At 59.2% G+C, this 20726-nt stretch carries 19 protein-coding genes and 3 tRNA genes; 6 read left to right on the forward strand and 16 right to left on the reverse strand.

Going from position 1 to position 20726, the window contains the following annotated elements:
* Positions 1-11 precede the first annotated feature (11 nt).
* The 9 genes from PMI20_RS22755 to PMI20_RS22795 all read right to left on the reverse strand — a co-directional run bounded on the left by PMI20_RS22755 (position 12) and on the right by PMI20_RS22795 (position 9292).
* Complete coding sequence (locus tag PMI20_RS22755; protein WP_007927200.1) at positions 12-1883, reverse strand: SurA N-terminal domain-containing protein; 1872 nt, start codon at positions 1881-1883, stop codon at positions 12-14.
* Between the two features lie 233 nt (positions 1884-2116).
* A complete protein-coding gene (locus PMI20_RS22760; RefSeq protein WP_020296819.1) occupies positions 2117-2446 on the reverse strand; it encodes an HU family DNA-binding protein in 330 nt (109 codons plus the stop codon).
* A gap of 93 nt (positions 2447-2539) precedes the next feature.
* Positions 2540-4936 (reverse strand): endopeptidase La, encoded by a 2397-nt coding sequence (lon, locus tag PMI20_RS22765; RefSeq protein WP_007927202.1) that lies wholly within the window; start codon positions 4934-4936, stop codon positions 2540-2542.
* A gap of 163 nt (positions 4937-5099) precedes the next feature.
* Complete coding sequence (gene clpX, locus PMI20_RS22770) at positions 5100-6383, reverse strand: ATP-dependent Clp protease ATP-binding subunit ClpX (protein WP_007927204.1); 1284 nt, start codon at positions 6381-6383, stop codon at positions 5100-5102.
* A 106-nt stretch (positions 6384-6489) separates the two neighbouring features.
* Positions 6490-7131 (reverse strand): ATP-dependent Clp endopeptidase proteolytic subunit ClpP, encoded by a 642-nt coding sequence (gene clpP, locus PMI20_RS22775; protein WP_007927205.1) that lies wholly within the window; start codon positions 7129-7131, stop codon positions 6490-6492.
* 93 nt (positions 7132-7224) lie between these two features.
* A complete protein-coding gene (gene tig, locus PMI20_RS22780; RefSeq protein WP_009049851.1) occupies positions 7225-8535 on the reverse strand; it encodes a trigger factor in 1311 nt (436 codons plus the stop codon).
* Between the two features lie 423 nt (positions 8536-8958).
* Positions 8959-9043 (reverse strand) — tRNA-Leu (locus PMI20_RS22785).
* Between the two features lie 56 nt (positions 9044-9099).
* Positions 9100-9175 (reverse strand) — tRNA-His (locus PMI20_RS22790).
* 40 nt (positions 9176-9215) lie between these two features.
* Positions 9216-9292: transfer RNA gene (locus PMI20_RS22795), tRNA-Arg, on the reverse strand.
* Positions 9293-9572: 280 nt separating this feature from the next.
* Between PMI20_RS22795 and folD the strand changes: the two genes are divergently transcribed.
* Positions 9573-10427 (forward strand): bifunctional methylenetetrahydrofolate dehydrogenase/methenyltetrahydrofolate cyclohydrolase FolD, encoded by an 855-nt coding sequence (gene folD, locus PMI20_RS22800; protein WP_007927213.1) that lies wholly within the window; start codon positions 9573-9575, stop codon positions 10425-10427.
* A 283-nt stretch (positions 10428-10710) separates the two neighbouring features.
* Positions 10711-11649, forward strand: coding sequence for a D-alanyl-D-alanine endopeptidase (gene pbpG / locus PMI20_RS22805; RefSeq protein ID WP_007927214.1), 939 nt, complete (start codon positions 10711-10713; stop codon positions 11647-11649).
* 91 nt (positions 11650-11740) lie between these two features.
* On the opposite strand, the gene PMI20_RS22810 is transcribed toward pbpG, so the two are convergent.
* Positions 11741-12415: a PA2778 family cysteine peptidase gene (locus PMI20_RS22810; RefSeq protein WP_007927215.1), complete on the reverse strand. Its 675-nt coding sequence runs from the start codon at positions 12413-12415 to the stop codon at positions 11741-11743.
* A 222-nt stretch (positions 12416-12637) separates the two neighbouring features.
* On the opposite strand from PMI20_RS22810, the gene PMI20_RS22815 reads away from it, so the two are divergent.
* Positions 12638-12805, forward strand: a complete 168-nt coding sequence (locus tag PMI20_RS22815; protein ID WP_007927216.1) for a hypothetical protein — start codon at positions 12638-12640, stop codon at positions 12803-12805.
* 80 nt (positions 12806-12885) lie between these two features.
* Here PMI20_RS22815 and PMI20_RS22820 read toward each other — a convergent pair whose 3' ends face one another.
* A complete protein-coding gene (locus PMI20_RS22820) occupies positions 12886-13647 on the reverse strand; it encodes a TerC family protein (protein ID WP_007927218.1) in 762 nt (253 codons plus the stop codon).
* Between the two features lie 30 nt (positions 13648-13677).
* Entirely contained in the window at positions 13678-13926 is a 249-nt protein-coding gene (locus tag PMI20_RS22825) for a hypothetical protein (RefSeq protein ID WP_007927224.1), read from the reverse strand.
* A gap of 135 nt (positions 13927-14061) precedes the next feature.
* Between PMI20_RS22825 and nhaR the strand changes: the two genes are divergently transcribed.
* On the forward strand, positions 14062-14967 hold the full coding sequence (gene nhaR / locus PMI20_RS22830; RefSeq protein ID WP_007927225.1) for a transcriptional activator NhaR: 906 nt from the start codon (positions 14062-14064) through the stop codon (positions 14965-14967).
* Positions 14968-14973: 6 nt separating this feature from the next.
* Here the strand turns inward: nhaR and PMI20_RS22835 are convergent, their stop codons facing one another.
* Positions 14974-16128: an MFS transporter gene (locus PMI20_RS22835; RefSeq protein ID WP_007927226.1), complete on the reverse strand. Its 1155-nt coding sequence runs from the start codon at positions 16126-16128 to the stop codon at positions 14974-14976.
* 283 nt (positions 16129-16411) lie between these two features.
* Between PMI20_RS22835 and sstT the strand changes: the two genes are divergently transcribed.
* Positions 16412-17644, forward strand: coding sequence for a serine/threonine transporter SstT (gene sstT, locus PMI20_RS22840; RefSeq protein ID WP_007927227.1), 1233 nt, complete (start codon positions 16412-16414; stop codon positions 17642-17644).
* An 83-nt stretch (positions 17645-17727) separates the two neighbouring features.
* Here the strand turns inward: sstT and PMI20_RS22845 are convergent, their stop codons facing one another.
* On the reverse strand, positions 17728-18237 hold the full coding sequence (locus tag PMI20_RS22845) for a DUF1993 domain-containing protein (RefSeq protein WP_007927228.1): 510 nt from the start codon (positions 18235-18237) through the stop codon (positions 17728-17730).
* Between the two features lie 137 nt (positions 18238-18374).
* Here PMI20_RS22845 and PMI20_RS22850 point away from each other — a divergent pair, with 137 nt between their 5' ends.
* Positions 18375-19025, forward strand: coding sequence for a YceH family protein (locus PMI20_RS22850; RefSeq protein WP_007927229.1), 651 nt, complete (start codon positions 18375-18377; stop codon positions 19023-19025).
* An 87-nt stretch (positions 19026-19112) separates the two neighbouring features.
* On the opposite strand, the gene PMI20_RS22855 is transcribed toward PMI20_RS22850, so the two are convergent.
* A complete protein-coding gene (locus tag PMI20_RS22855) occupies positions 19113-19631 on the reverse strand; it encodes a cupin domain-containing protein (RefSeq protein WP_007927230.1) in 519 nt (172 codons plus the stop codon).
* Positions 19632-19738: 107 nt separating this feature from the next.
* Positions 19739-20557 carry a shikimate 5-dehydrogenase gene (locus PMI20_RS22860; RefSeq protein ID WP_007927231.1) on the reverse strand — a complete coding sequence of 273 codons (819 nt, stop codon included), beginning with the start codon at positions 20555-20557 and terminating at the stop codon, positions 19739-19741.
* Positions 20558-20726: the final 169 nt, after the last annotated feature.

Below are 20726 nucleotides of genomic sequence, written 5' to 3' on the forward strand. Positions count from 1 at the left end.
TCAGTCGGACATCAGAAGCGCTTGATGTCAGCCTGGTTTTCCAACTGCTTGCGGTACGCGGCGAAGTCTTGCTGACCCGCACGCGACGCGAGGAAGCGACGGTACTGAGCCTTCTCTTCATCGGTTGGAGCAGCGGCTTCGTTCACACCACTCAGTTGCAAGACCACCAGGCTGCCGTTCGGCAGCGTCACGCTGCTGAAGGTCGGCTTGTCCTTGGCCGCTGGCTTGGCCATGCGGAACAGGGTCTGCAGCACGATCGGCTCGACGCCTTCCTGGCCACGGGTCACCGCTTCGGAAACCTTCCAGCTCTGACCGTCGACAGGCGCCTTCAGCGCAGTCTTGCCTTCACGCAGGCTGGCGATCAAGGCATCGGCCTTGGCCTTGGCAGCAGCACTGGCGTGCTCCTTGGCCAATTGCGCGCGGATGCTGCTGGCGACGCTTTCCAACGGCAGTTGCTCTGGCTTGCGGTGCTCTTTGGCGCGCAGGACCACTACGGTTTCCGGGTCCAGCTCGATAGCGGTGCTGTTGGCACCCTCATCCAGCACTTCAGGGCTGAAAGCAGCCTGAATCACGGCGCGGTTGGCAGCGATGCCCTCGCCCCCTTCACGCCCGAACGGTGCGGAAGTGTGTACGGTCAGTTTCAGCTCTTGAGCCGGCTGGGCCAGATCCGAGGCTTCGAACGAGGAGTCTTCCAGCTGCTTGGTTGCCTCGACAAAACGTTGCTCGACCTGCTGGGTTTTCAGCTCGCGGGTCAGCTTGTCTTTCAGGCTGGCGAAACTTGGCACTTCAGGTGCCTCGACGCCCAGCAGCTTGATCAGGTGGAAACCGAAACCGGTGCGTACCGGTGCCGATACCTGGTCCTTGTTCAAGGCGTACAGCGCTTCCTCGAAGGCCGGGTCATAGACGCCAGGGCCGGCATAACCGAGGTCGCCACCGTTGTTCGCCGAACCCGGATCCTGGGAGAACTCCTTGGCCAGCGCCTCGAAGCTTTCGCCCTTGGCCAGGCGCGCCTGGATCTCTTCGATCTTGGCCTTGGCCTGCGCTTCGTTCACCTTGTCGTTCACTTCGATCAGGATGTGCGCGGCACGACGCTGCTCGGACAGGTTGGCGGTTTCTTTCTGATACAGCGCCTGCAGCTCTTCGTCCTTGACGCTGACCTGATCGAAGAAGGAAGCCTTCTTCAACTCCAGATAGTCGATAACCACCTGGTCCGGCGACATGAATTCCTTGGCGTGTTCGTCGTAGTAAGCCTTGACTTCATCGTCGGTCAGCTTGACTGCCGCGGGGTCGGCCTTGATGGTCAGGGAAGCGTAATCGCGGGTCTGCTTTTCCAGACGAGCGAATGCCAGCACCTGGGCATCGGTCACGAAACCGCTGCCAGCCAGACCGGCGCGTACCTGGCCGATCAGCATTTCCTGAGCCAGCATCTGACGGAACTGCATCCGGCTATAACCCAGCTGACGGATCACCTGGTCGAAACGCTCAGGGCTGAACTTGCCGTCCACCAGGAATTCCGGCGTTTGCAGGATCACCTGATCCAGAGCGGCGTCAGAGAAAGCGAACTTGGAGTTTTCCGCACCTTGCAGCAGCAGCTTGCGGTCGATCAGACCTTTGAGAGCGGCTTCACGCAGCAGCTTCTCGTCGAGCAAGGAAGCGTCGAAATCCTTGCCCAGTTGTTGCATGAGCTGACGGCGTTGCATATCAACCGCCTGGCTCAGCTCATTCTGGGTGATTTCTTCGCCATTGACCTTGGCCGCGTCCTGACTGGTGGAAGTGGCTTGAAAAATGGCATCGAAACCGGTCAGCGCCATCAGTGCGACGATGACCCCGATAATGGTCTTGGCAATCCAGCCTTGTGAATTGTCCCTGATATTCTGCAGCATGCGTCCCCCAGAAACGGTTGTACTTCAAATTAAGCAACCGTGGAGCGTGGGTAGAGTCCGGATAGAAGAAAGGCGCATCCGAGGATGCGCCTTTCTCGTAACTGGCGGAGCGGACTGGGGTTCGAACCTTCGATCCCCGATGTGACAAACCGGATTTCTAACCGGCTGCCCTACCGCTCCGCTGCCAGGTCGGGAAAGACCCCGACCCGGGTAGGCAAAGGCTTGAAGGAGGCTTAGTTAACGGCTTCTTTCAGTGCTTTACCGGCTTTGAAACCTGGTTTTTTGGCTGCAGCGATTTCCAGCGTCTTACCGGTCTGTGGGTTACGACCAATGCGAGCAGGACGATCGGTAACAGAGAAAGTACCGAAACCAACCAGTACAACGGAGTCGCCAGCCTTAAGAGCGCCAGTGACGGATTCGATTACTGCATCCAGCGCACGGCCAGCAGCAGCTTTCGGGATATCAGCAGATGCAGCGATAGCATCAATCAGTTCCGACTTGTTCACTCTAAGTCCCCTTATATATCTATTTGAGTATGATTCTAAGTTTTTTGGTGAAAGCAAAAACCAGTGCTGAATGGCCTACAGACACTTAAGAGCCGCTTTATAACAAGGGCTCTAAAAAGCTGTCAAGGAAGCCCCCCAGGCTAATGCGTACTAATGCGTGCTAATTCTTTCCTTAGAGTCAGACTCGCGTTTTTCATCCTTTGCAACTATCTCTGGAGCCACATCCGGCAAGGGCTCCGGCGCGTATTGCAGCGCAATTTGGAGGACTTCGTCAATCCATTTAACTGGCTTAATTTGCAGATCCTGCTTGATATTGTCAGGAATTTCCTTCAAATCGCGCACATTCTCTTCTGGAATGATGACGGTCTTGATTCCACCACGATGTGCTGCAAGAAGTTTCTCTTTCAAACCACCGATAGCCAACACCTGACCACGCAGGGTGATTTCCCCGGTCATGGCCACATCAGCCCGCACCGGAATACCGGTCAGTGCAGAAACCAGAGCCGTGCACATGCCTACGCCAGCGCTAGGGCCGTCTTTCGGGGTCGCCCCTTCCGGCATATGGATATGGGTGTCGCGCTTCTCGTGGAAGTCCAGGGGGATTCCCAGGCTCTTCGCACGGCTACGCACCACCGTCAGTGCCGCGGTGATCGATTCGACCATCACGTCGCCCAGCGAACCGGTCTTGATCAACTGACCTTTGCCAGGTACCACGGCGGCTTCGATGGTCAGTAGCTCGCCACCGACCTGGGTCCAGGCCAGGCCCGTTACCTGACCGATCTGATCCTGCTGCTCGGCCAGGCCGTAGCGGAATTTGCGCACGCCGAGGAAGTGCTCCAGCAGGTCGGAAGTGACCTTCACCGAGAAGCGTTTTTCCAGCGCATGCTCCTTCACCGCCTTGCGGCAAACCTTGGCAATCTGGCGTTCCAGCCCACGTACACCGGCTTCGCGGGTGTAGTAGCGGATGATGTCGCGAATGGCTTCTTCGTCGAACTCCAGCTCGCCTTTCTTCAGGCCGTTGGCCTGGATCTGCTTCGGCGACAGGTATTTGACCGCGATGTTGATCTTCTCGTCCTCGGTGTAACCCGGCAGACGAATCACCTCCATCCGGTCCAGCAACGCTGGCGGAATATTCATCGAGTTGGAGGTGCAAAGGAACATCACATCGGAGAGGTCGTAATCGACTTCCAGATAGTGGTCGTTGAAGTTGTGGTTCTGCTCGGGATCGAGCACTTCGAGCAATGCCGAAGCCGGATCGCCGCGCATGTCGCTGCCCATCTTGTCGATTTCATCGAGCAGGAACAGCGGGTTGCGAACGCCCACTTTTGTCATCTTTTGAATCAATCTTCCCGGCATCGAACCAATATAGGTACGACGATGGCCGCGAATTTCCGCTTCATCGCGCACGCCGCCAAGGGCCATGCGTACGAATTTACGGTTAGTGGCGTGAGCAATCGACTCTGCCAGGGAGGTTTTACCGACCCCTGGAGGTCCGACCAGGCACAGTACCGGACCACGAATCTTCTTCACGCGCTTTTGCACGGCGAGGTATTCGAGAATCCGCTCTTTGACTTCTTCCAGGCCATAGTGATCGGCATCGAGGATATCTTCGGCACGCGCCAGGTCCAGACGAACCTTGCTTTGGGCCTTCCAGGGCACCTGAACCAGCCAGTCGATGTACGAACGCACCACTGTGGCTTCAGCCGACATCGGCGACATTTGCTTGAGCTTGTTCAGCTCAGCCTGGGCCTTGGCCAGGGCATCCTTTGGCAAGCCGGCGGCGTCGATGCGTTTTTTCAGCTCTTCGACTTCGTTGTGACCTTCGTCACCGTCGCCCAGCTCTTTCTGAATGGCCTTCATCTGCTCATTCAGGTAGTACTCGCGCTGACTGCGCTCCATTTGCTTCTTCACACGACCGCGAATGCGCTTCTCGACCTGCAACAGATCGATTTCCGCATCCAGCAACGCCAGCACGTGTTCGACACGCGCCGACAGGTCGATGATTTCGAGAATTTCCTGCTTCTGCTCGATTTTCAGCGCCATGTGGGCGGCCATGGTGTCTACCAGGCGGCTCGGCTCATCGATGCTGTTGAGGGACGACAGCACTTCGGCGGGGACTTTCTTGCCCAACTGCACGTACTGCTCGAACTGGGACAGCAGACTGCGGACAAAGACTTCCGACTCGCGCTCAGGAGCGTCCACCTCGTCAATCAGGGAGACTTCGGCACGGCAGTGGCCATCCACTTCGCTGAAACACTCCACAGCGCCCCGCTGCTCGCCCTCGACCAGTACTTTGACGGTGCCGTCGGGCAACTTGAGCAATTGCAGAACAGTGGCAATGGTACCTACGCGATAGAGTGCATCTTCACCGGGATCATCATCAGCAGGATTTTTCTGAGCCAACAGAAGAATCTGCTTGTCGCCCGTCATCGCGGCCTCGAGGGCTTCGATAGACTTCTCGCGCCCCACGAACAGCGGGATAACCATGTGCGGATAAACCACGACATCACGCAATGGCAGGAGAGGCAATTCGATGGTTGTCTTCATGATTTCGCCTCTACGGCGGCCATAAGGCCGTAAACAGATGGAAGTAAGCTTGAAACCAAGATGGGGGCTGCCTCAAAAAAAAACAAGCTCAAAGACAGTACTTTAAAGGCAGTAAAAGCAAAGGGGCCCGAAGGCCCCTTCTGTCAAACCAGCAGTCCGGCGCTTAAGCGTCCGGGGCTGCCTTGGCAGTCGGCTCACTGTTTTCATAGATATACAGTGGCTTGGACTTACCCTCTATAACGCTTTCATCGATCACTACTTTACTCACCTCGGACTGCGAGGGGATCTCATACATAGTGTCGAGCAACACGCCTTCGAGAATCGAACGCAATCCGCGAGCACCGGTCTTGCGCTCAAGCGCACGCTTGGCGACCGACTTGAGGGCATCGGTACGGAACTCCAGATCGACGCCTTCCATCTCGAACAGCTTGGCATACTGCTTGGTCAAGGCGTTCTTCGGCTCGGTGAGGATCTGGATCAGCGCTGCTTCATCCAACTCGTCCAGGGTTGCCAGAACCGGCAGACGACCCACGAACTCCGGAATCAGGCCGAACTTGACCAGATCGTCCGGTTCGACTTCACGCAGGGATTCGCCGACCTTCTTGCCCTCTTCCTTGCTGCGCACTTCGGCATTGAAGCCGATGCCGCCGCGAGTCGAACGGTTCTGAATAACCTTTTCCAGACCCGAGAACGCACCACCGCAGATGAACAGGATGTTGCGCGTATCGACCTGCAGGAACTCTTGCTGCGGATGCTTGCGACCACCTTGAGGCGGAACGGAAGCCACAGTACCTTCGATCAATTTCAACAGGGCCTGCTGAACGCCTTCACCCGAAACGTCACGGGTAATCGAAGGATTGTCAGACTTGCGGGAAATCTTGTCGATTTCATCGATATAGACGATGCCCATTTGAGCTTTCTCTACATCGTAATCGCACTTCTGCAGCAGTTTCTGAATGATGTTCTCGACGTCCTCACCCACATAACCGGCTTCGGTCAGGGTGGTGGCGTCGGCAATGGTGAACGGTACATTCAACAGGCGTGCCAGGGTCTCTGCCAGCAGAGTCTTGCCCGAACCTGTAGGGCCGATCAGCAAGATGTTGCTCTTGCCCAGTTCGACCTCGTCATTCTTTTTGTCACGCTGGTTGAGGCGCTTGTAGTGGTTGTATACCGCTACTGCCAGAACCTTTTTCGCACGTTCCTGACCAATCACATACTGATCAAGGATGCCGCTGATTTCTTTAGGCGAAGGCAATTTATGCGCGCTGCTTTCGGCCTGTGCTTCCTGCACCTCCTCACGGATGATGTCATTGCACAGGTCGACGCACTCGTCGCAGATAAAGACCGAGGGGCCGGCAATCAATTTGCGTACTTCATGCTGGCTTTTGCCACAGAAGGAGCAATAAAGCAGTTTGCCGTTGTCCTCGCCGTTGCGGGTGTCAGTCATTCGATCGATCCAAATCCGATAGGCTTGCAACACAAGATGAAGGCAATTGCGGGCTTTTTCAAGCCCACAGGTAGCCGGTTAAACCAACCACCTACATTTGAGTTGCTTAGGCAGGCATTTGACGCTTGGTGATCACGGAGTCAATCAGGCCGTATTCAGCCGCACGCTCTGCGCTCATGAAGTTGTCGCGCTCGGTGTCGCGCTCGATGGTCTCGAGGCTCTGACCGGTGTGATGAGCCAGCAGCGAGTTCAGACGCGAACGGATGTGCAGGATTTCCTTGGCATGGATGTCGATATCCGACGCCTGCCCCTGGAAACCGCCCAATGGCTGGTGAATCATCATCCGCGAGTTAGGCAGGCAATGACGCTTGCCCGCTGCGCCACCGGCGAGCAGGAAGGCCCCCATGCTGCAGGCCTGGCCGATGCAGATGGTGGAAACGTCCGGCTTGATGAATTGCATGGTGTCGTAGATCGACATGCCTGCTGTCACCGAACCGCCTGGCGAGTTGATGTAGAGATGGATGTCCTTGTCCGGGTTTTCCGCTTCAAGGAAGAGCAATTGTGCCGCGACCAGGTTGGCCATGTAGTCTTCTACCGGGCCAATCAGGAAGATCACCCGCTCCTTGAGGAGGCGCGAGTAGATGTCATAGGCGCGTTCGCCACGGGCGGACTGCTCGATAACCATCGGGACCAGGCCGCCTGCGGCCTGGATGTCAGAGCTCTGCTGATAATAAGAATTGCGGGACATGTCCTGCAGTCACTCCCAAATAGTCATGTCTTGAATACGCATAAGCCAGCACGAAGGCTGGCTTATGGTGTGTATTTTCGAACGAGTAAAAAATCAGTCGGCTTGTGGTGCTTCTACCGGCTTGACCGCTTCTTCGTAAGAGACCGATTTGTCGGTCACGCTAGCTTTCTGCAGAACAGTATCCACAACTTGTTCTTCCAGCACAACCGAACGGACTTCGTTCAGTTGCTGCTCGTTCTTGTAGTACCAGGACACGACCTGCTCTGGCTCTTGGTAAGCAGAAGCCATTTCCTGAATCAGCTCACGCACGCGGGCTTCGTCAGGCTTGAGGTCGAATTGCTTGACCACTTCGGCCACGATCAGACCCAGTACAACGCGACGCTTGGCTTGCTCTTCGAACAGCTCGGCCGGCAGTTGATCAGGCTTGATGTTGCCACCGAACTGTTGAACGGCCTGAACGCGCAGACGGTTCACTTCGTTGTCCAGCAGAGCCTTAGGCACTTCGATCGGGTTGGCAGCCAGCAGGCCGTCCATTACCTGGTTCTTGACCTTCGACTTGATGGCCTGACGCAGTTCGCGCTCCATGTTCTTGCGAACTTCGGCGCGGAAACCTTCCAGACCGGCTTCTTTGATACCAAATTGAGCGAAGAACTCTTCGGTCAGCTCTGGCAGCTTAGGCTCGGAAACGGTGTTGACGGTGACAGTGAACTCGGCGGCTTTGCTAGCCAGGTCCAGGTTCTGGTAGTTCTCTGGGAAAGTCAGGTTCAGAACACGCTCTTCACCCGCTTTGGCGCCAACCAGGCCTTCTTCGAAGCCTGGGATCATGCGGCCGGAACCCAGCACCAGCTGAGTACCCTTGGCGGAACCGCCAGCAAACACTTCACCGTCGACCTTGCCGACGAAATCGATGTTCAGTTGATCTTCGTTCTGGGCGGCGCGGTCGGCCACTTCGAAGCGAATGTTCTGCTTGCGCAGGATTTCCAGCATGTTGTCCAGATCGGCATCAGCCACGTCAGCGCTCAGGCGCTCAACGGCGATGGACTCGAAACCGGCAACGGTGAACTCAGGGAACACCTCGAAGGTTGCAACGTATTCCAGATCCTTGCCCTTCTCCAGAACCTTTGGCTCAACCGAAGGAGCGCCAGCCGGGTTCAGCTTCTGCTCGACAACAGCTTCGTAGAAGGAAGCCTGGATCACGTCGCCCACAGCTTCTTGACGCGCATCAGCTTCATAACGCTGACGGATCACGCTCATTGGGACTTTGCCAGGACGGAAGCCTGGAATCTTGGCCTTTTGGGCAGTCTGCTGCAGACGCTTGTTGACCTGTGTCTCGATGCGCTCAGCCGGCACGGTGATGCTCATGCGGCGCTCAAGAGCAGAAGTATTTTCAACAGAAACTTGCATGGATATTCCTCGTTGCACAGACGTTAGCCGGCCGTTTCCGACCCCAGAATCAAGGGCATGCATTCTAGTGGGTCAAACTCAAGAAGTCACCCTACTGAAAACGGGTAAAAAAACAGCTGGCGATTTAAAGGCGGGGACCAACGGTTGAGCCGCGCCCTGAGAGCAAATACAGCGAATCAAACCAGGGCCTCTGCACCCGTGCTTCTATATATAGAAGGAACGGCGCGTCACACCCCGGATGACCGGACCAAACCACAGCCCGACCGGTAAACCTTCAGCATTCCAGCGACAAAAGGACGAGTGTTTCGTCGCCTCCCCGGCCCACCACCTGCGACCTGCTGGAAATACAGACTTCTGAAACGAAAACGGCGCAGCCCTTTTCAGGTGCTGCGCCGTTATCTGCTATATAAATAGCTACTTAATTGGTGCGGACGAAGAGACTCGAACTCTTACACCTTGCGGCGCTGGAACCTAAATCCAGTGTGTCTACCAATTCCACCACGTCCGCGTATCAAGCTTTTAAAGCAAAGGCGCCAGACTATTAATCTGGCGCCTTTCGGAATATGGGGTGGACGATGGGGATCGAACCCACGACAACAGGAGTCACAATCCTGTGCTCTACCAACTGAGCTACGCCCACCATATTGCGTTGTTGCGTTACCTGTGCCAAAGCTGCCTAATGGCGCACCCGGCAGGACTCGAACCTGCGACCATCCGCTTAGAAGGCGGATGCTCTATCCAGCTGAGCTACGGGCGCCTTATTAATCTGTATTCTTTAATGACTACAAACTAAGTGCTTTCAGTCGTTACGAGTTAAACATCAACTCTGCCCGACCTTCTTAACCAGTGCTAGGCTGTGCCCGACAAGTGCGACGAATGTTATAGACGAGCCGTTAGGTCGTCAACTCTTTTTTGAAAAAAATTCATTTAATTAAAGGAGTTAGGGGAATTTGCAGACCAAGCGCCTTTGCCCTCACGTCCTGGCATGCGAGAATGCGTTCTCTTTTTCTCTCCCTCTCGATGGTTAATCACGCGTCATGACTGCACAACTAATCGACGGCAAAGCGATCGCCGCTAGCCTGCGCCAGCAGATCGCCAAACGTGTCGCCGAGCGTCGCCAGCAAGGTCTGCGTACTCCAGGCCTCGCGGTGATCCTGGTCGGCAGCGACCCGGCCTCTCAGGTTTATGTCTCGCACAAGCGTAAAGACTGCGAAGAGGTCGGCTTTCTTTCACAAGCCTATGACTTACCTTCTGACACCACTCAAGAAGCACTGGCCGGCCTGATCGACCGCCTCAACGATGACCCGAACATCGATGGCGTCCTGCTGCAACTGCCACTGCCCGAACACCTCGATGCCTCCAAGCTGCTGGAGCGCATCCGCCCGGATAAAGACGTGGATGGTTTCCATCCTTATAACGTCGGTCGCCTGGCCCAACGCATCCCTCTGCTACGCCCATGCACGCCGAAAGGCATCATGACCCTGCTGGAAAGCACCGGTGCCGATCTGTACGGCATGGATGCGGTAGTGGTCGGTGCGTCCAACATCGTCGGGCGCCCGATGGCGATGGAGCTGCTGCTCGCCGGCTGCACCGTTACCGTTACCCACCGTTTCACCAAGGATCTGGCCGGCCACGTCGGGCGTGCCGACCTGGTGGTCGTGGCCGCCGGCAAGCCGGGCCTGGTCAAGGGTGAGTGGATCAAGGAAGGCGCCATCGTCATCGACGTCGGCATCAACCGCCAGGAAGACGGCAAGCTGGTGGGCGATGTGGTCTACGAGACCGCCCTGCCCCGCGCCGGCTGGATCACCCCGGTACCGGGCGGTGTTGGCCCGATGACTCGCGCCTGCCTGCTGGAAAACACCTTGTATGCGGCAGAAACGCTACACGACTGACGCTGGGAAATAGCCCGGATAAAAGAACCCCGCCACTGGCGGGGTTCTTTGTTTCTGCTCGCCGAAAGCCTGAAGCGAGTAGCCCCCGCTTGCAGTGACGATCAACTCATCAGAAAGGAGGGAGCCGAACTGATACAAAACTGATACAGGATGAAATTTAATTTACCTGAAGCCCTTTACCTACGGGCGTGTAGCTCTTTCCTGGCACATACTCATAAAATGTAACGTTTTTCTGAAAGCAGCCCGTTGCAGAACGGCATATCCACTTCATGAGTCCGCCCGCGTGAAAATCCGTCTTTCTATCCTGAGCCTATTTTTTGCATTTACAGGCACCTTTATCACGCAGAGCGCCGTCGCTCGCGAAACCACCGAAGCGCCACGCGACCCCTCCCAACTGCACATCGCCTCCGGCAGCGCCATGCTGCTGGATCTGCAGACCAACAAGGTCATCTACTCCAGCAATCCCGACGTGGTCGTACCCATCGCTTCGGTGACCAAGCTGATGACCGGTCTGATCGTACTCGACGCCAAACAACCACTGGATGAGTACATTTCCGTGGACATCAGCAACACCCCGGAAATGAAAGGCGTGTTTTCCCGGGTCAAGCTCAAGAGTGAACTCCCGCGCAAAGAGATGCTGCTGATCGCCCTGATGTCGTCGGAAAACCGTGCCGCCGCTAGCCTCGCCCACCACTACCCGGGCGGGTACGCAGCCTTTATTGCCGCCATGAATGCCAAGGCCAAGGCACTGGGTATGACCAGCACGCACTATGTCGAGCCGACCGGCCTGTCGGTCCATAACGTGTCCACCGCCCGCGACCTGAGCAAACTGTTGCTGGCGGCACGCAAATACCCGCTGCTAAGCGAGCTGAGCACTACCAAGGAAAAGACCGTGGCGTTCCGCAAACCCAACTACACCCTGGGTTTTCGTAATACCGATCACCTGGTCAACAAGGCCAACTGGGACATCAAGCTGACCAAGACCGGCTTTACCGATGAAGCAGGCCACTGCCTGGTACTGGTGACCAGCATGAGCAACCGCCCGGTCGCCCTGGTCATTCTCGACGCCTTTGGCAAATACACGCACTTCGCCGATGCCAGCCGCATCCGCCAGTGGCTGGAAACCGGTAAAAGCGGCTCGGTACCGAATGCCGCCTTGAGCTACAAGGCCGGCAAAAACCTGAAAAGCCGTCAGAGCGGCGTCGCCCAGACTGCCGAATAGAACCCGGCAGATACAAAAAAGGCTGCAGATCCGTCGATCGCAGCCAGTTCAAAGGACGGCGCCCAAGGGCGCCGTCAGCGTTTCTGCAACCTCAGTTGGCGCTCAACGCCTTGGTCGCCCGTGCCGCCGCGTTCTCCTGCCCGGCCCGGGCCAACTCATCGGCTGCCTTCAACCAACGCTGGCGATCGACCTGGGCTGGCACCTGGGTCGGCCCCTGAATCAACACCGCCCAGCGCCCCGCACTGCTCCAGGCCGACTCGAACTCGGCAAAGTCCATCAACAGACGACGATTCATTCCCGCTCGCAGCAGCACCGTCTGTTTGTGCCGGTTATAGCCCGCTAGCACGGCATAGCGAGGTTCGGCCCAGAACGCCGAACCTTCGGTGTAACGCACCATCACCGGGTATCCGACAGCAACCTGAGTCAGCAGCGCCGATAAATTGCCGTCCAGCGGATAGACCACCATCCCGTACTCACGCGCCAGGGTCAGCATGTTCTGCTGCAACTTCGCCTCGGCGCCTGGCAGATGCAGCGGCTTGTCCAGCAGACCTGGGGTGATCGCGATGCCTTGCTGGGACAGCATGCTGGCCAAGGTGCCAGGGCCGCTCTGATAGGTTTCGCCGCGGAAAAACGGCACGCCGTTGAGTTCCACCCGCTCAGGCAGGCGCTGAATCTCCGGCTGCACGCTGCTGGCGCAACCGGCCAGCGTCAGGGCGCAAGCGCCCGCCAACAACAGTGTTCGAAATCGCAGAAACATCCGTTCCATCATGACTCTCTTGTGCAGACGCCAAGCCAGGAGCCCCGGCCGAAACGCTGATCATAGGGCGCCGCGATGCAGGGGTATAGCGTTAAGCTGCGGTAATTTGCGCCCCATAGAGCAAAGCGGTCGATGACACTCGACTATTGGTCAATGGCTTGAAACACATCCGCGACTAGACTGTCCATTGCGAAGAGTGTTTGCCCTGGACAGGGCAACAAGGAGGCATACATGAGCCTGACAACGACAATCCTGATGCTGATCGGCGGCTGGCTGGCCGTTGCCGCTGCCATGCTCTGGGGTGTCTTGCGGATCGTTCGCCGGCACCATCATCCGCGTTTGCCGACTCCCGCGGCGAAAACCGCAAAACCGTCCCGGCATCACGCCACCGCGCACTGACTGGCACTTTTTCTTCTGCCCAATAAAGAAACGGCGGCCTGTGTCCTTGAACACAGGCCGCCGTCGGTTGTTGCCGCGAATCAGGCTTCGACTTCCGCCTCCGCCGCCACCCGCTTCTGCCGGGCACGACGAGCCAGCATATTCAGCCCCTCGATGGCCGCCGAGAAGGCCATGGCCGCGTACACATAACCTTTTGGCACATGGGCACCGAAACCTTCGGCGATCAGGGTCATGCCGATCATGATCAGGAAGCCCAGGGCCAGCATGACCACCGTCGGGTTGTCATTGATGAACTTGGCCAGAGGCTCGGCCGCCAGCAACATCACCAGTACCGACACCACCACCGCAATGATCATGATCGGCAAGTGCTCGGTCATGCCGACCGCGGTGATGATGCTGTCAATGGAGAACACCATGTCCAGCATCAGGATCTGGCCGATCGCCGCGGCGAACCCCAAGGACACGCCAGCGGTCTCACTTTTGCTGTCCTGCGGTTCCGGGTCCATGCTGTGATGGATTTCCGTGGTGGCCTTCCACAGCAGGAACAGGCCGCCGGCAATCAGGATCATGTCCTTCCAGGAGAAGACCTGGCCGAAGACATCGATCACCGGCTCGGTCAGTTGCACGATGAAGGCGATGGTGCTGAGCAGTGCCAGACGCAGGATCAGGGCCATGCCGATACCGATCCGCCGGGCCTTGGCCCGGTGCTGCTCGGGCAGCTTGTTGGTCAGGATCGAAATGAAGATCAGGTTATCGATGCCGAGCACGATTTCCATGACCACCAGGGTTGCCAGGGCGACCCAGGCGGTGGGGCTGGCGGCGAGTTGTAAAAGGTATTCCATGGCTCAGTCCTGAGTCGGGGTATGGGGGAATCAGATTTCCTGGGACGACGAGGTGGCTTCTTTGGCCTCGTCAGCCGGCTTTTCCTGCTTGCTGATCAAGCCTTGGGTCGCGTCGCTGATCGCCTGTTCGGCGGCCTTGTGCGTGTCGTCGATCGCCTGCTTGGCGTTTTCCGCGGCCTTGCCCAACAGCTGCTGCGCGCTTTTTTCCGCCTGCTCGCAACCGACAAGGGTGATCAACGACAACGCCAGCAACGATGCGGCGATGGATTTATAGGTCATTGCGCTTTCCTCGTTAGAACAGACCGGGCCGAGATGATGACCCGTCAATAGCGAGGCATTCTATGGAGGCTGACACTTCAGGAAAATTCGTATTTTTAACAGCTATACTTCGATTTTTACGAATTAAAGCCAGCCATGCTCAACTATCGCCAACTGCACTACTTCTGGGTCGTCGCCAAGACCGGCAGCATCGTCCGGGCCTGCGAGCAACTGAACCTGACCCCGCAAACCATCAGCGGCCAGATCACCCTGCTCGAACAAACCTACGGCATCGAGTTGTTTCGCCGGGTCGGCCGGCAACTGGAGCTGACCGAAGCCGGGCGCCAGACCCTGCCCTACGCCGAGCAGATGTTCCAGCTCGGCGGCGAACTGGAAGCCATGCTCCAGGCCCAGCCCAACGAACAGCAGATCCTGTTTCGGGTCGGCGTGGCCGATGTAGTGCCCAAATCGATCGTCTACCGCCTGATCGCCCCGACCATGGAACTGAACGAACCGATCCGCATCACCTGCCGCGAGGACAAACTCGAACGCCTGCTGGCCGACCTGGCCATCCAGCGCCTGGACCTGGTGATTTCCGACAGCCCCATGCCTTCGCACCTGGACATCAAGGGCTACAGCCAGAAACTCGGCGAATGCGGTATCAGTTTTTTCGCCACCGAAGAACTGGCCGAGCGCTATGGAACGAACTTTCCCCATAGCCTGCATGGCGCTCCGCTGCTGATCCCCGGGCAGGAGACTGTGGTGCGCAGCCGGCTGCTGCGCTGGCTGGCCGAGCAGCAGATACAGCCCAGGATCATCGGTGAGTTCGACGACAGTGCCTTGATGCAGGCATTCGGCCAATCAGGCAGCGGGATCTTTATCAGCCCCAGCGTGATCGCCGACGAAGTGCGGCGCCAATACGGCGTGCAACTGATCGGCCAGACCGATGCGGTCAGCGAGTCGTTCTACGCCATTTCGGTCGAACGCAAGGTCAAGCACCCCGGCATCGTGGCGATCACCGAAGGCGCCCGCCGCGAGCTGTTCACCGCCATGGGCGCTTGAGGAGAGTCAGGCGCAGCTGGCCTGTGGCTTGAGGGTCATCAACAGCAGGGCCAGCAGGATCGACACCAGGATAAAACCGGCGGCAGCGAACCCCAGGCTGCCCAGCCCCAGGGTGTCGATCACCCGGCCGCCGACCATGGCGCCCAGGCCGATGCCCAGGTTGGCTCCGGCGATGTTCAGCGAAGCGGCAAACGCCGGTGCCTGGGGCGCAGCCTTGATCAGGCGGACATGGCTGACCAGAAACAGCGCCGCCTGGGTCACGCCCCAGATGCCCATGGCCGCGGCCAGGCCCAGCGGCGAGTGGATGCTCGGCACCAGCGCCACCATGCCGCCGATCATCAAGGCGCAGAAGCCCATGGAAGCCAGCAACGGATGGCGGTCCACCGCACGGCCGCCCAGCGAGTTGCCGATCAGCCCCACCGCGCCGAAGCCCATCAGGCACCAACCGACCAGCGTGCCGTTGAAACCGGCCAGGCGCTCGAGGATATCCGCCAGGTAGGTGTAGGCGGTGAACATGCCGCTGAACACCAGGATCGACAGCAGCACATGCCCCTGCATCAAAGGGCTGCGCAGGATGCCGAACTGCGAGCGCAGGCTGGCCTGCTCGTTGTGCACGCGGGTCTGCGGCAGGTAGACATACAGCAGCAACGCCTTGGCAAAGGCCACCAGCGCCAGGATGCCGAACGCGGCGCGCCAGCCGAAGGCATCGGAAATCAGCGTACCCACCGGAATGCCGAACACCGTGGCGCAGACGATGCCGAAGCCGATCTTGGCGATGGCCCGCCCGGCGTAGTCGGGGCCGACGATGTCCACCGCGGTTTCGCTGGCCAAAGCCCAGAACACCGGCAAGCCCAGCGCCGGGATCAACCGCGCCACCGCCATTACCCAGATATTCGGCGCCAGCGCCGCCAGGGTATTGGCCAGGCCGAACATCACCAGCACCGAAATGAACAGGCGCTTGCGCTGGAAGCGGGCAAAGTAGGCCGTCAGGAACGGTCCGAACGCCGCCACGGTGAAGGCGAACAAGGTCACCAGCAGGCCGGCCTGGGGCACGCTGACCGCAAGGTCCCGGGCAATCGAAGGCAGCAGGCCGACAATGATGAACTCCGTCGTCAGCACGGTAAAACCGGCGGCTGACAACAGCAGAATGGGCAACAGCATGGAAAACTCCGGAAACGACGACATCAGCGATGGCCTGGTGGCCCGCTGACTGGAGATGAGAAGAGGATGGCGAATCCTAACAGAATGTGTCCGCCCATGTCTGGGGCAGCGGCGAAAAAACCGCAGGCTACCCTGAAGGCTCAGGTGGCAGATCGTCACATCCGTGGGCGAACCCCGTGTGATAAAGTCCGCCCCCTGCCGCAACACCCCGTACCTTCAGCAACTCATCAGCACGGCGTCCCACGTCGACGCACGGCATATTAAAAAAATCAGAGATACCGCTATGACTGCTTCGCCCCCGTCGCTCCTGGAAAAACTCAAACGCACCAGCCTGGTCACGCAGATCGTCATTGGCCTGATCGCCGGTATCGCCCTGGCGCTGCTGGCCCCCGAACTGGCGAAATCCACCGCCTTTATCGGCAAGGTCTTTGTCTCGGCGCTGAAAGCCGTCGCGCCGATCCTGGTATTCGTGCTGGTCATGGCCTCCATCGCCAACCACAAGCACGGCCAGGAAACCCATATCCGCCCGATCCTCTGGCTCTACCTGCTGGGCACTTTCGCCGCGGCGGTGGTGGCGGTGATCGCCAGCAGCCTGTTCCCCTCCTCCCTGGTGCTGAGCACCCATGATGTCGCCATCTCCGCCCCCGGCGGCATCAGCGAAGTCCTGCAAAGCCTGCTGCTGAGCGTGGTGGACAACCCGGTCAGCGCGCTGATGAACGCCAACTTCATCGGCATCCTGGCCTGGGCCATCGGCATGGGCGTGGCCATCCGCCATGCCGGCGTCACCACCCGCACCGTGCTGGACGACCTGTCCAACGGCGTGACCCTGATCGTGCGGGTAGTGATCCGCTTCGCCCCGCTGGGCATCTTCGGCCTGGTGGCTTCGACCCTGGCCACCTCCGGCTTCGGCGCCCTGCTCGGTTATATGCACCTGCTGGCGGTGCTGATCGGCTGCATGCTGTTCGTCGCGCTGGTGATGAACCCGCTGATCGTGTTCTGGAAAATCCGCCGCAACCCGTTCCCGCTGGTGCTCATGTGCCTGCGCGAAAGCGGCATCACCGCCTTCTTCACCCGCAGTTCGGCGGCCAACATTCCGGTCAACCTGGAGCTGAGCAAGCGCCTGGGCCTGCATGAAGACACCTATTCGGTGTCGATCCCGCTGGGCGCCACCATCAACATGGCCGGTGCCGCCATCACCATCACCGTGCTGAGCCTGGCGGCCGTGCATACCCTGGGTATCGCCGTCGACCTGCCCACCGCCGTGCTGCTCAGCGTGGTCGCCGCCATCTGTGCCTGTGGCGCTTCCGGCGTGGCCGGCGGTTCGCTGCTGTTGATTCCGCTGGCCTGCAGCCTGTTCGGCATCCCCAGCGAAATCGCCATGCAGGTGGTCGCCGTCGGCTTCATCATCGGCGTGCTGCAGGACTCGGCGGAAACCGCGCTGAACTCCTCCACCGATGTGCTCTTCACCGCCGCCGCATGCATGGCCCAGGAAGAGAAGGTCCGCCAGACCGCCTGATCCTGCACGAATAGCGCGCACTAAAAAGCCCGGCAAGGCTCGCACCTTGCCGGGCTTTTTTATGGGCTTGGCCCCCAACTACATCAGAAAGCGCCCATGTAGTCGCGCTTGCCGATTTCCACGCCATTGTGGCGCAGGATCGCGTAGGTGGTGGTGACGTGGAAGAAGAACTGCGGCAGGCCGTAGGTCAGCAGGTACGACTGGCCGCTGAAGCGCTTCTCTTTCGGGGTGCCCGGACGTGTGACGATCTCGATGCCTTCCTTGCCATCGATCTGCGCTGGCTGGATGCCGTCGATAAAGGCCAGGACCTTGGCCAGCAGCGCCTGCAGCTCGGCAAAGGTGGTTTCGGTGTCGTCGTATTTCGGCAGCTCGACTTCGGCCAGGCGAGCGGAAACGCCCTTGGCGAAATCGACGGCGATCTGCACCTGGCGGATCAGCGGGAACATGTCCGGGTACAGGCGCGCCTGGAGGAAGGCATTCGGGTCGATGTTCTTGGCGGTGGCGTGGGCTTCGGCCTTGTTCAGGACATCGCTCAGGGCGTTGAGCATTTGCTTGAAGACAGGAACGGAGGCGGCGTACAGGGAAATAGTCATGGTGATCTCGACAGGCTGACGGAAAAAAGCACAAACAAAGGTGGCGCGATTATAGACCTGCTTGGGTGCCGCCGGCGGCTTGTCTTTTATCCAGCAAGGATTAGGCTAGTCGCCTTCGACAGCATAGGGAACGCGCGATGAGCATCGAGCAAGAAACCTTGAGCGAGCAATTGCAACTGAGCAGCACCGAACTACGCATTCTCGGATCGCTGATCGAGAAGCAGGCCACCAGCCCGGAAACCTATCCGCTGACCCTCAATGCCCTGGTCATCGCCTGCAACCAGAAAACCAGCCGCGAACCGGTGATGAACCTCACCCAGGGCCAGGTCGGCCAGAGCCTGCGCGCCCTGGAAAACCGCGGCTTCGCCCGCTTGGTGATGGGCAGCCGCGCCGATCGTTGGGAGCATCGCCTGGACAAGGCGCTGGAGCTGGTACCGGCACAGGTGGCCCTGGCCGGACTGCTGTTTTTACGCGGTCCGCAGACCGTCAACGAACTGCTGACCCGCAGCGGCCGCATGCACGACTTCGAAGACAGCGAACAGGTGGTGCACCAACTGGAACGCCTGATCGCCCGTGGCCTGGCGCTGCTGATTCCGCGCCAGGCCGGCCAGCGCGAAGATCGCTACATGCATGCCCTGGGCGACCCGGCGGATATCGAAGCGATCCTCGCCGCCCGGCAGAACCCGGTGGAACGCGGCTCGGCCAGCGGCGTATCGGTGGAGCGCATCGAAGAGCTGGAAGCGCGCATCGCCGCCCTCGAAGAACGCCTGGCGAAACTCGAAGGCTGATCCCCGCTCCTGCGGCAGCGCCTTATAGCCGCTGCCTCAGGCTGCGATCGCCGACGCAGTCGGGGTAACGCCTCAGAAGACTTCCTGCTACTCCCCGTCCCAGTAATCCACCCCATCCGCATGCCGCGCCACCGCGACGAATCCCGAGGCGTTGCCCTCATCGTCGATCTTGAAGTCCTTCATCACCACATACTTGCCGGAGTCCGGGTATTCGCAGATGTCCGGCGCTTCCTGGGTGCTGACCGCCAGGTAGCGCAACTCGCCCTGGCTGGTGTTGATGATCTGGTGCGCGCTGTCCATATCGCCCGGCGGGCAGGCGATCACATCGCCGGCGCGGATGGCAAAACGCTCGGCGCCGAGGCGGATCTCGCCCTCGCCGGCGACTATGTAGAACATCTCTTCATTGACGCGATGGTTATGGAAGGGGCTGGCACGCATCCCCGGGCCCAGGGCAATCAGCCGGTAGCCGAGCTTCTGGGCGCCCAGTTGCTGGCCGATGCGGGCGATGCGCTGGACATAACGGCCGGCGGTCTCGCCGGTGGGGCTCAGGGCTTCAGGCAGCGGCTGAAGGTCCGCCTGATCCAGATTGAGAATGGCAGGTGGCATACAGACCTCGATCACGGTGGCAGGGAACAGGGGCAAGTCTGAGCTTGCTGGCGACCAGTATAGGCAGGGCTTTGCGTCCCACCGACCTGCCCCGCTCCACCCACCGATCAGGCCCTGGCGAAGGCCACCGCCCGCTGGAATTGCTCGGTACTGGGGCGCACACCGGTGTACAGCACGAACTGCTCCAGGGCCTGGATGGCGATCACTTCCAGGCCGGTGATCACTTGCTTGCCCTCCATCCGGGCGCGCAGGATCAGCGGGGTTTCCGCCGGCACCGCCACCACGTCGAACACCGTGCGCGCGGCCTCGATCGCCTCGACCGGGAATGCCAACTGATCGGCCTCGGGACCGCCGCTCATGCCGATCGGGGTGACGTTGATCAGCATCTGCGGGCGCAATTCGCCCAGCTCCGCCTGCCAGGCATACCCCAGGGAGTCGGCGAGGGCCTGCCCGGCTTGGGCATTGCGGGCAACTATCAGGCCATCGCGGTAGCCACCATCGCGCAAGGCACTGGCCACCGCCTTGGCCATGCCGCCGCTGCCGCGCAGGGCAAAGCGGGTGTCCTTGGGAATCCGATGGTGTTCGAGCAACTGGGCGACGGCAATGTAGTCGGTGTTGTAGGCCTTGAGGTGGCCATTGGTGTTGACGATGGTGTTGATCGACTGGATGGCGCTGGCCGAGGCGTCCAGTTCGTCCACCAGGGCAATGCAGGCTTCCTTGAACGGCATGGACACGCCACAGCCGCGAATGCCCAGGGCGCGGATCCCGCCGACGGCGCCTGGCAGGTCCTGGCTGCTGAAGGCCTTGTAGTAGAAGTTCAAGCCCAGCTGTTCATACAAGTGATTGTGAAAGCGCAAGCCGAAATTCCCCGGACGCCCTGACAGCGACATACACAATTGGGTGTCTTTGTTGGGGTTCATCTGCATGTTGATCTCCTTGGAACGCACTTTCGGATAGACGGGATTAGCCAGTCATCGGGTTCTGCCCGATCATATCGACGTGCCTGAAAAACGGGCCTGCCGCCCACGGACGAGGGTCAATAAACCGGTACAGACCTTACACAAAATTTACCCGGCGGCTGTGCAGTTTTTCAGA

This window comes from Pseudomonas sp. GM17, assembly GCF_000282175.2.
Taxonomy (GTDB): domain Bacteria; phylum Pseudomonadota; class Gammaproteobacteria; order Pseudomonadales; family Pseudomonadaceae; genus Aquipseudomonas; species Aquipseudomonas chlororaphis.

Excerpts from the sequence above, each read along its gene's own strand:
- PMI20_RS22755 (WP_007927200.1), bottom strand. The coding sequence starts at position 1,883 with ATGCTGCAGAATATCAGGGACAATTCACAAGGCTGGATTGCCAAGACC.
- lon (WP_007927202.1), bottom strand. The coding sequence starts at position 4,936 with ATGAAGACAACCATCGAATTGCCTCTCCTGCCATTGCGTGATGTCGTG.
- clpX (WP_007927204.1), bottom strand. The coding sequence starts at position 6,383 with ATGACTGACACCCGCAACGGCGAGGACAACGGCAAACTGCTTTATTGC.
- clpP (WP_007927205.1), bottom strand. The coding sequence starts at position 7,131 with ATGTCCCGCAATTCTTATTATCAGCAGAGCTCTGACATCCAGGCCGCA.
- tig (WP_009049851.1), bottom strand. The coding sequence starts at position 8,535 with ATGCAAGTTTCTGTTGAAAATACTTCTGCTCTTGAGCGCCGCATGAGC.
- folD (WP_007927213.1), top strand. The coding sequence starts at position 9,573 with ATGACTGCACAACTAATCGACGGCAAAGCGATCGCCGCTAGCCTGCGC.
- PMI20_RS22810 (WP_007927215.1), bottom strand. The coding sequence starts at position 12,415 with ATGGAACGGATGTTTCTGCGATTTCGAACACTGTTGTTGGCGGGCGCT.
- PMI20_RS22815 (WP_007927216.1), top strand. The coding sequence starts at position 12,638 with ATGAGCCTGACAACGACAATCCTGATGCTGATCGGCGGCTGGCTGGCC.
- PMI20_RS22820 (WP_007927218.1), bottom strand. The coding sequence starts at position 13,647 with ATGGAATACCTTTTACAACTCGCCGCCAGCCCCACCGCCTGGGTCGCC.
- PMI20_RS22825 (WP_007927224.1), bottom strand. The coding sequence starts at position 13,926 with ATGACCTATAAATCCATCGCCGCATCGTTGCTGGCGTTGTCGTTGATC.
- nhaR (WP_007927225.1), top strand. The coding sequence starts at position 14,062 with ATGCTCAACTATCGCCAACTGCACTACTTCTGGGTCGTCGCCAAGACC.
- PMI20_RS22835 (WP_007927226.1), bottom strand. The coding sequence starts at position 16,128 with ATGCTGTTGCCCATTCTGCTGTTGTCAGCCGCCGGTTTTACCGTGCTG.
- sstT (WP_007927227.1), top strand. The coding sequence starts at position 16,412 with ATGACTGCTTCGCCCCCGTCGCTCCTGGAAAAACTCAAACGCACCAGC.
- PMI20_RS22845 (WP_007927228.1), bottom strand. The coding sequence starts at position 18,237 with ATGACTATTTCCCTGTACGCCGCCTCCGTTCCTGTCTTCAAGCAAATG.
- PMI20_RS22850 (WP_007927229.1), top strand. The coding sequence starts at position 18,375 with ATGAGCATCGAGCAAGAAACCTTGAGCGAGCAATTGCAACTGAGCAGC.
- PMI20_RS22855 (WP_007927230.1), bottom strand. The coding sequence starts at position 19,631 with ATGCCACCTGCCATTCTCAATCTGGATCAGGCGGACCTTCAGCCGCTG.
- PMI20_RS22860 (WP_007927231.1), bottom strand. The coding sequence starts at position 20,557 with ATGCAGATGAACCCCAACAAAGACACCCAATTGTGTATGTCGCTGTCA.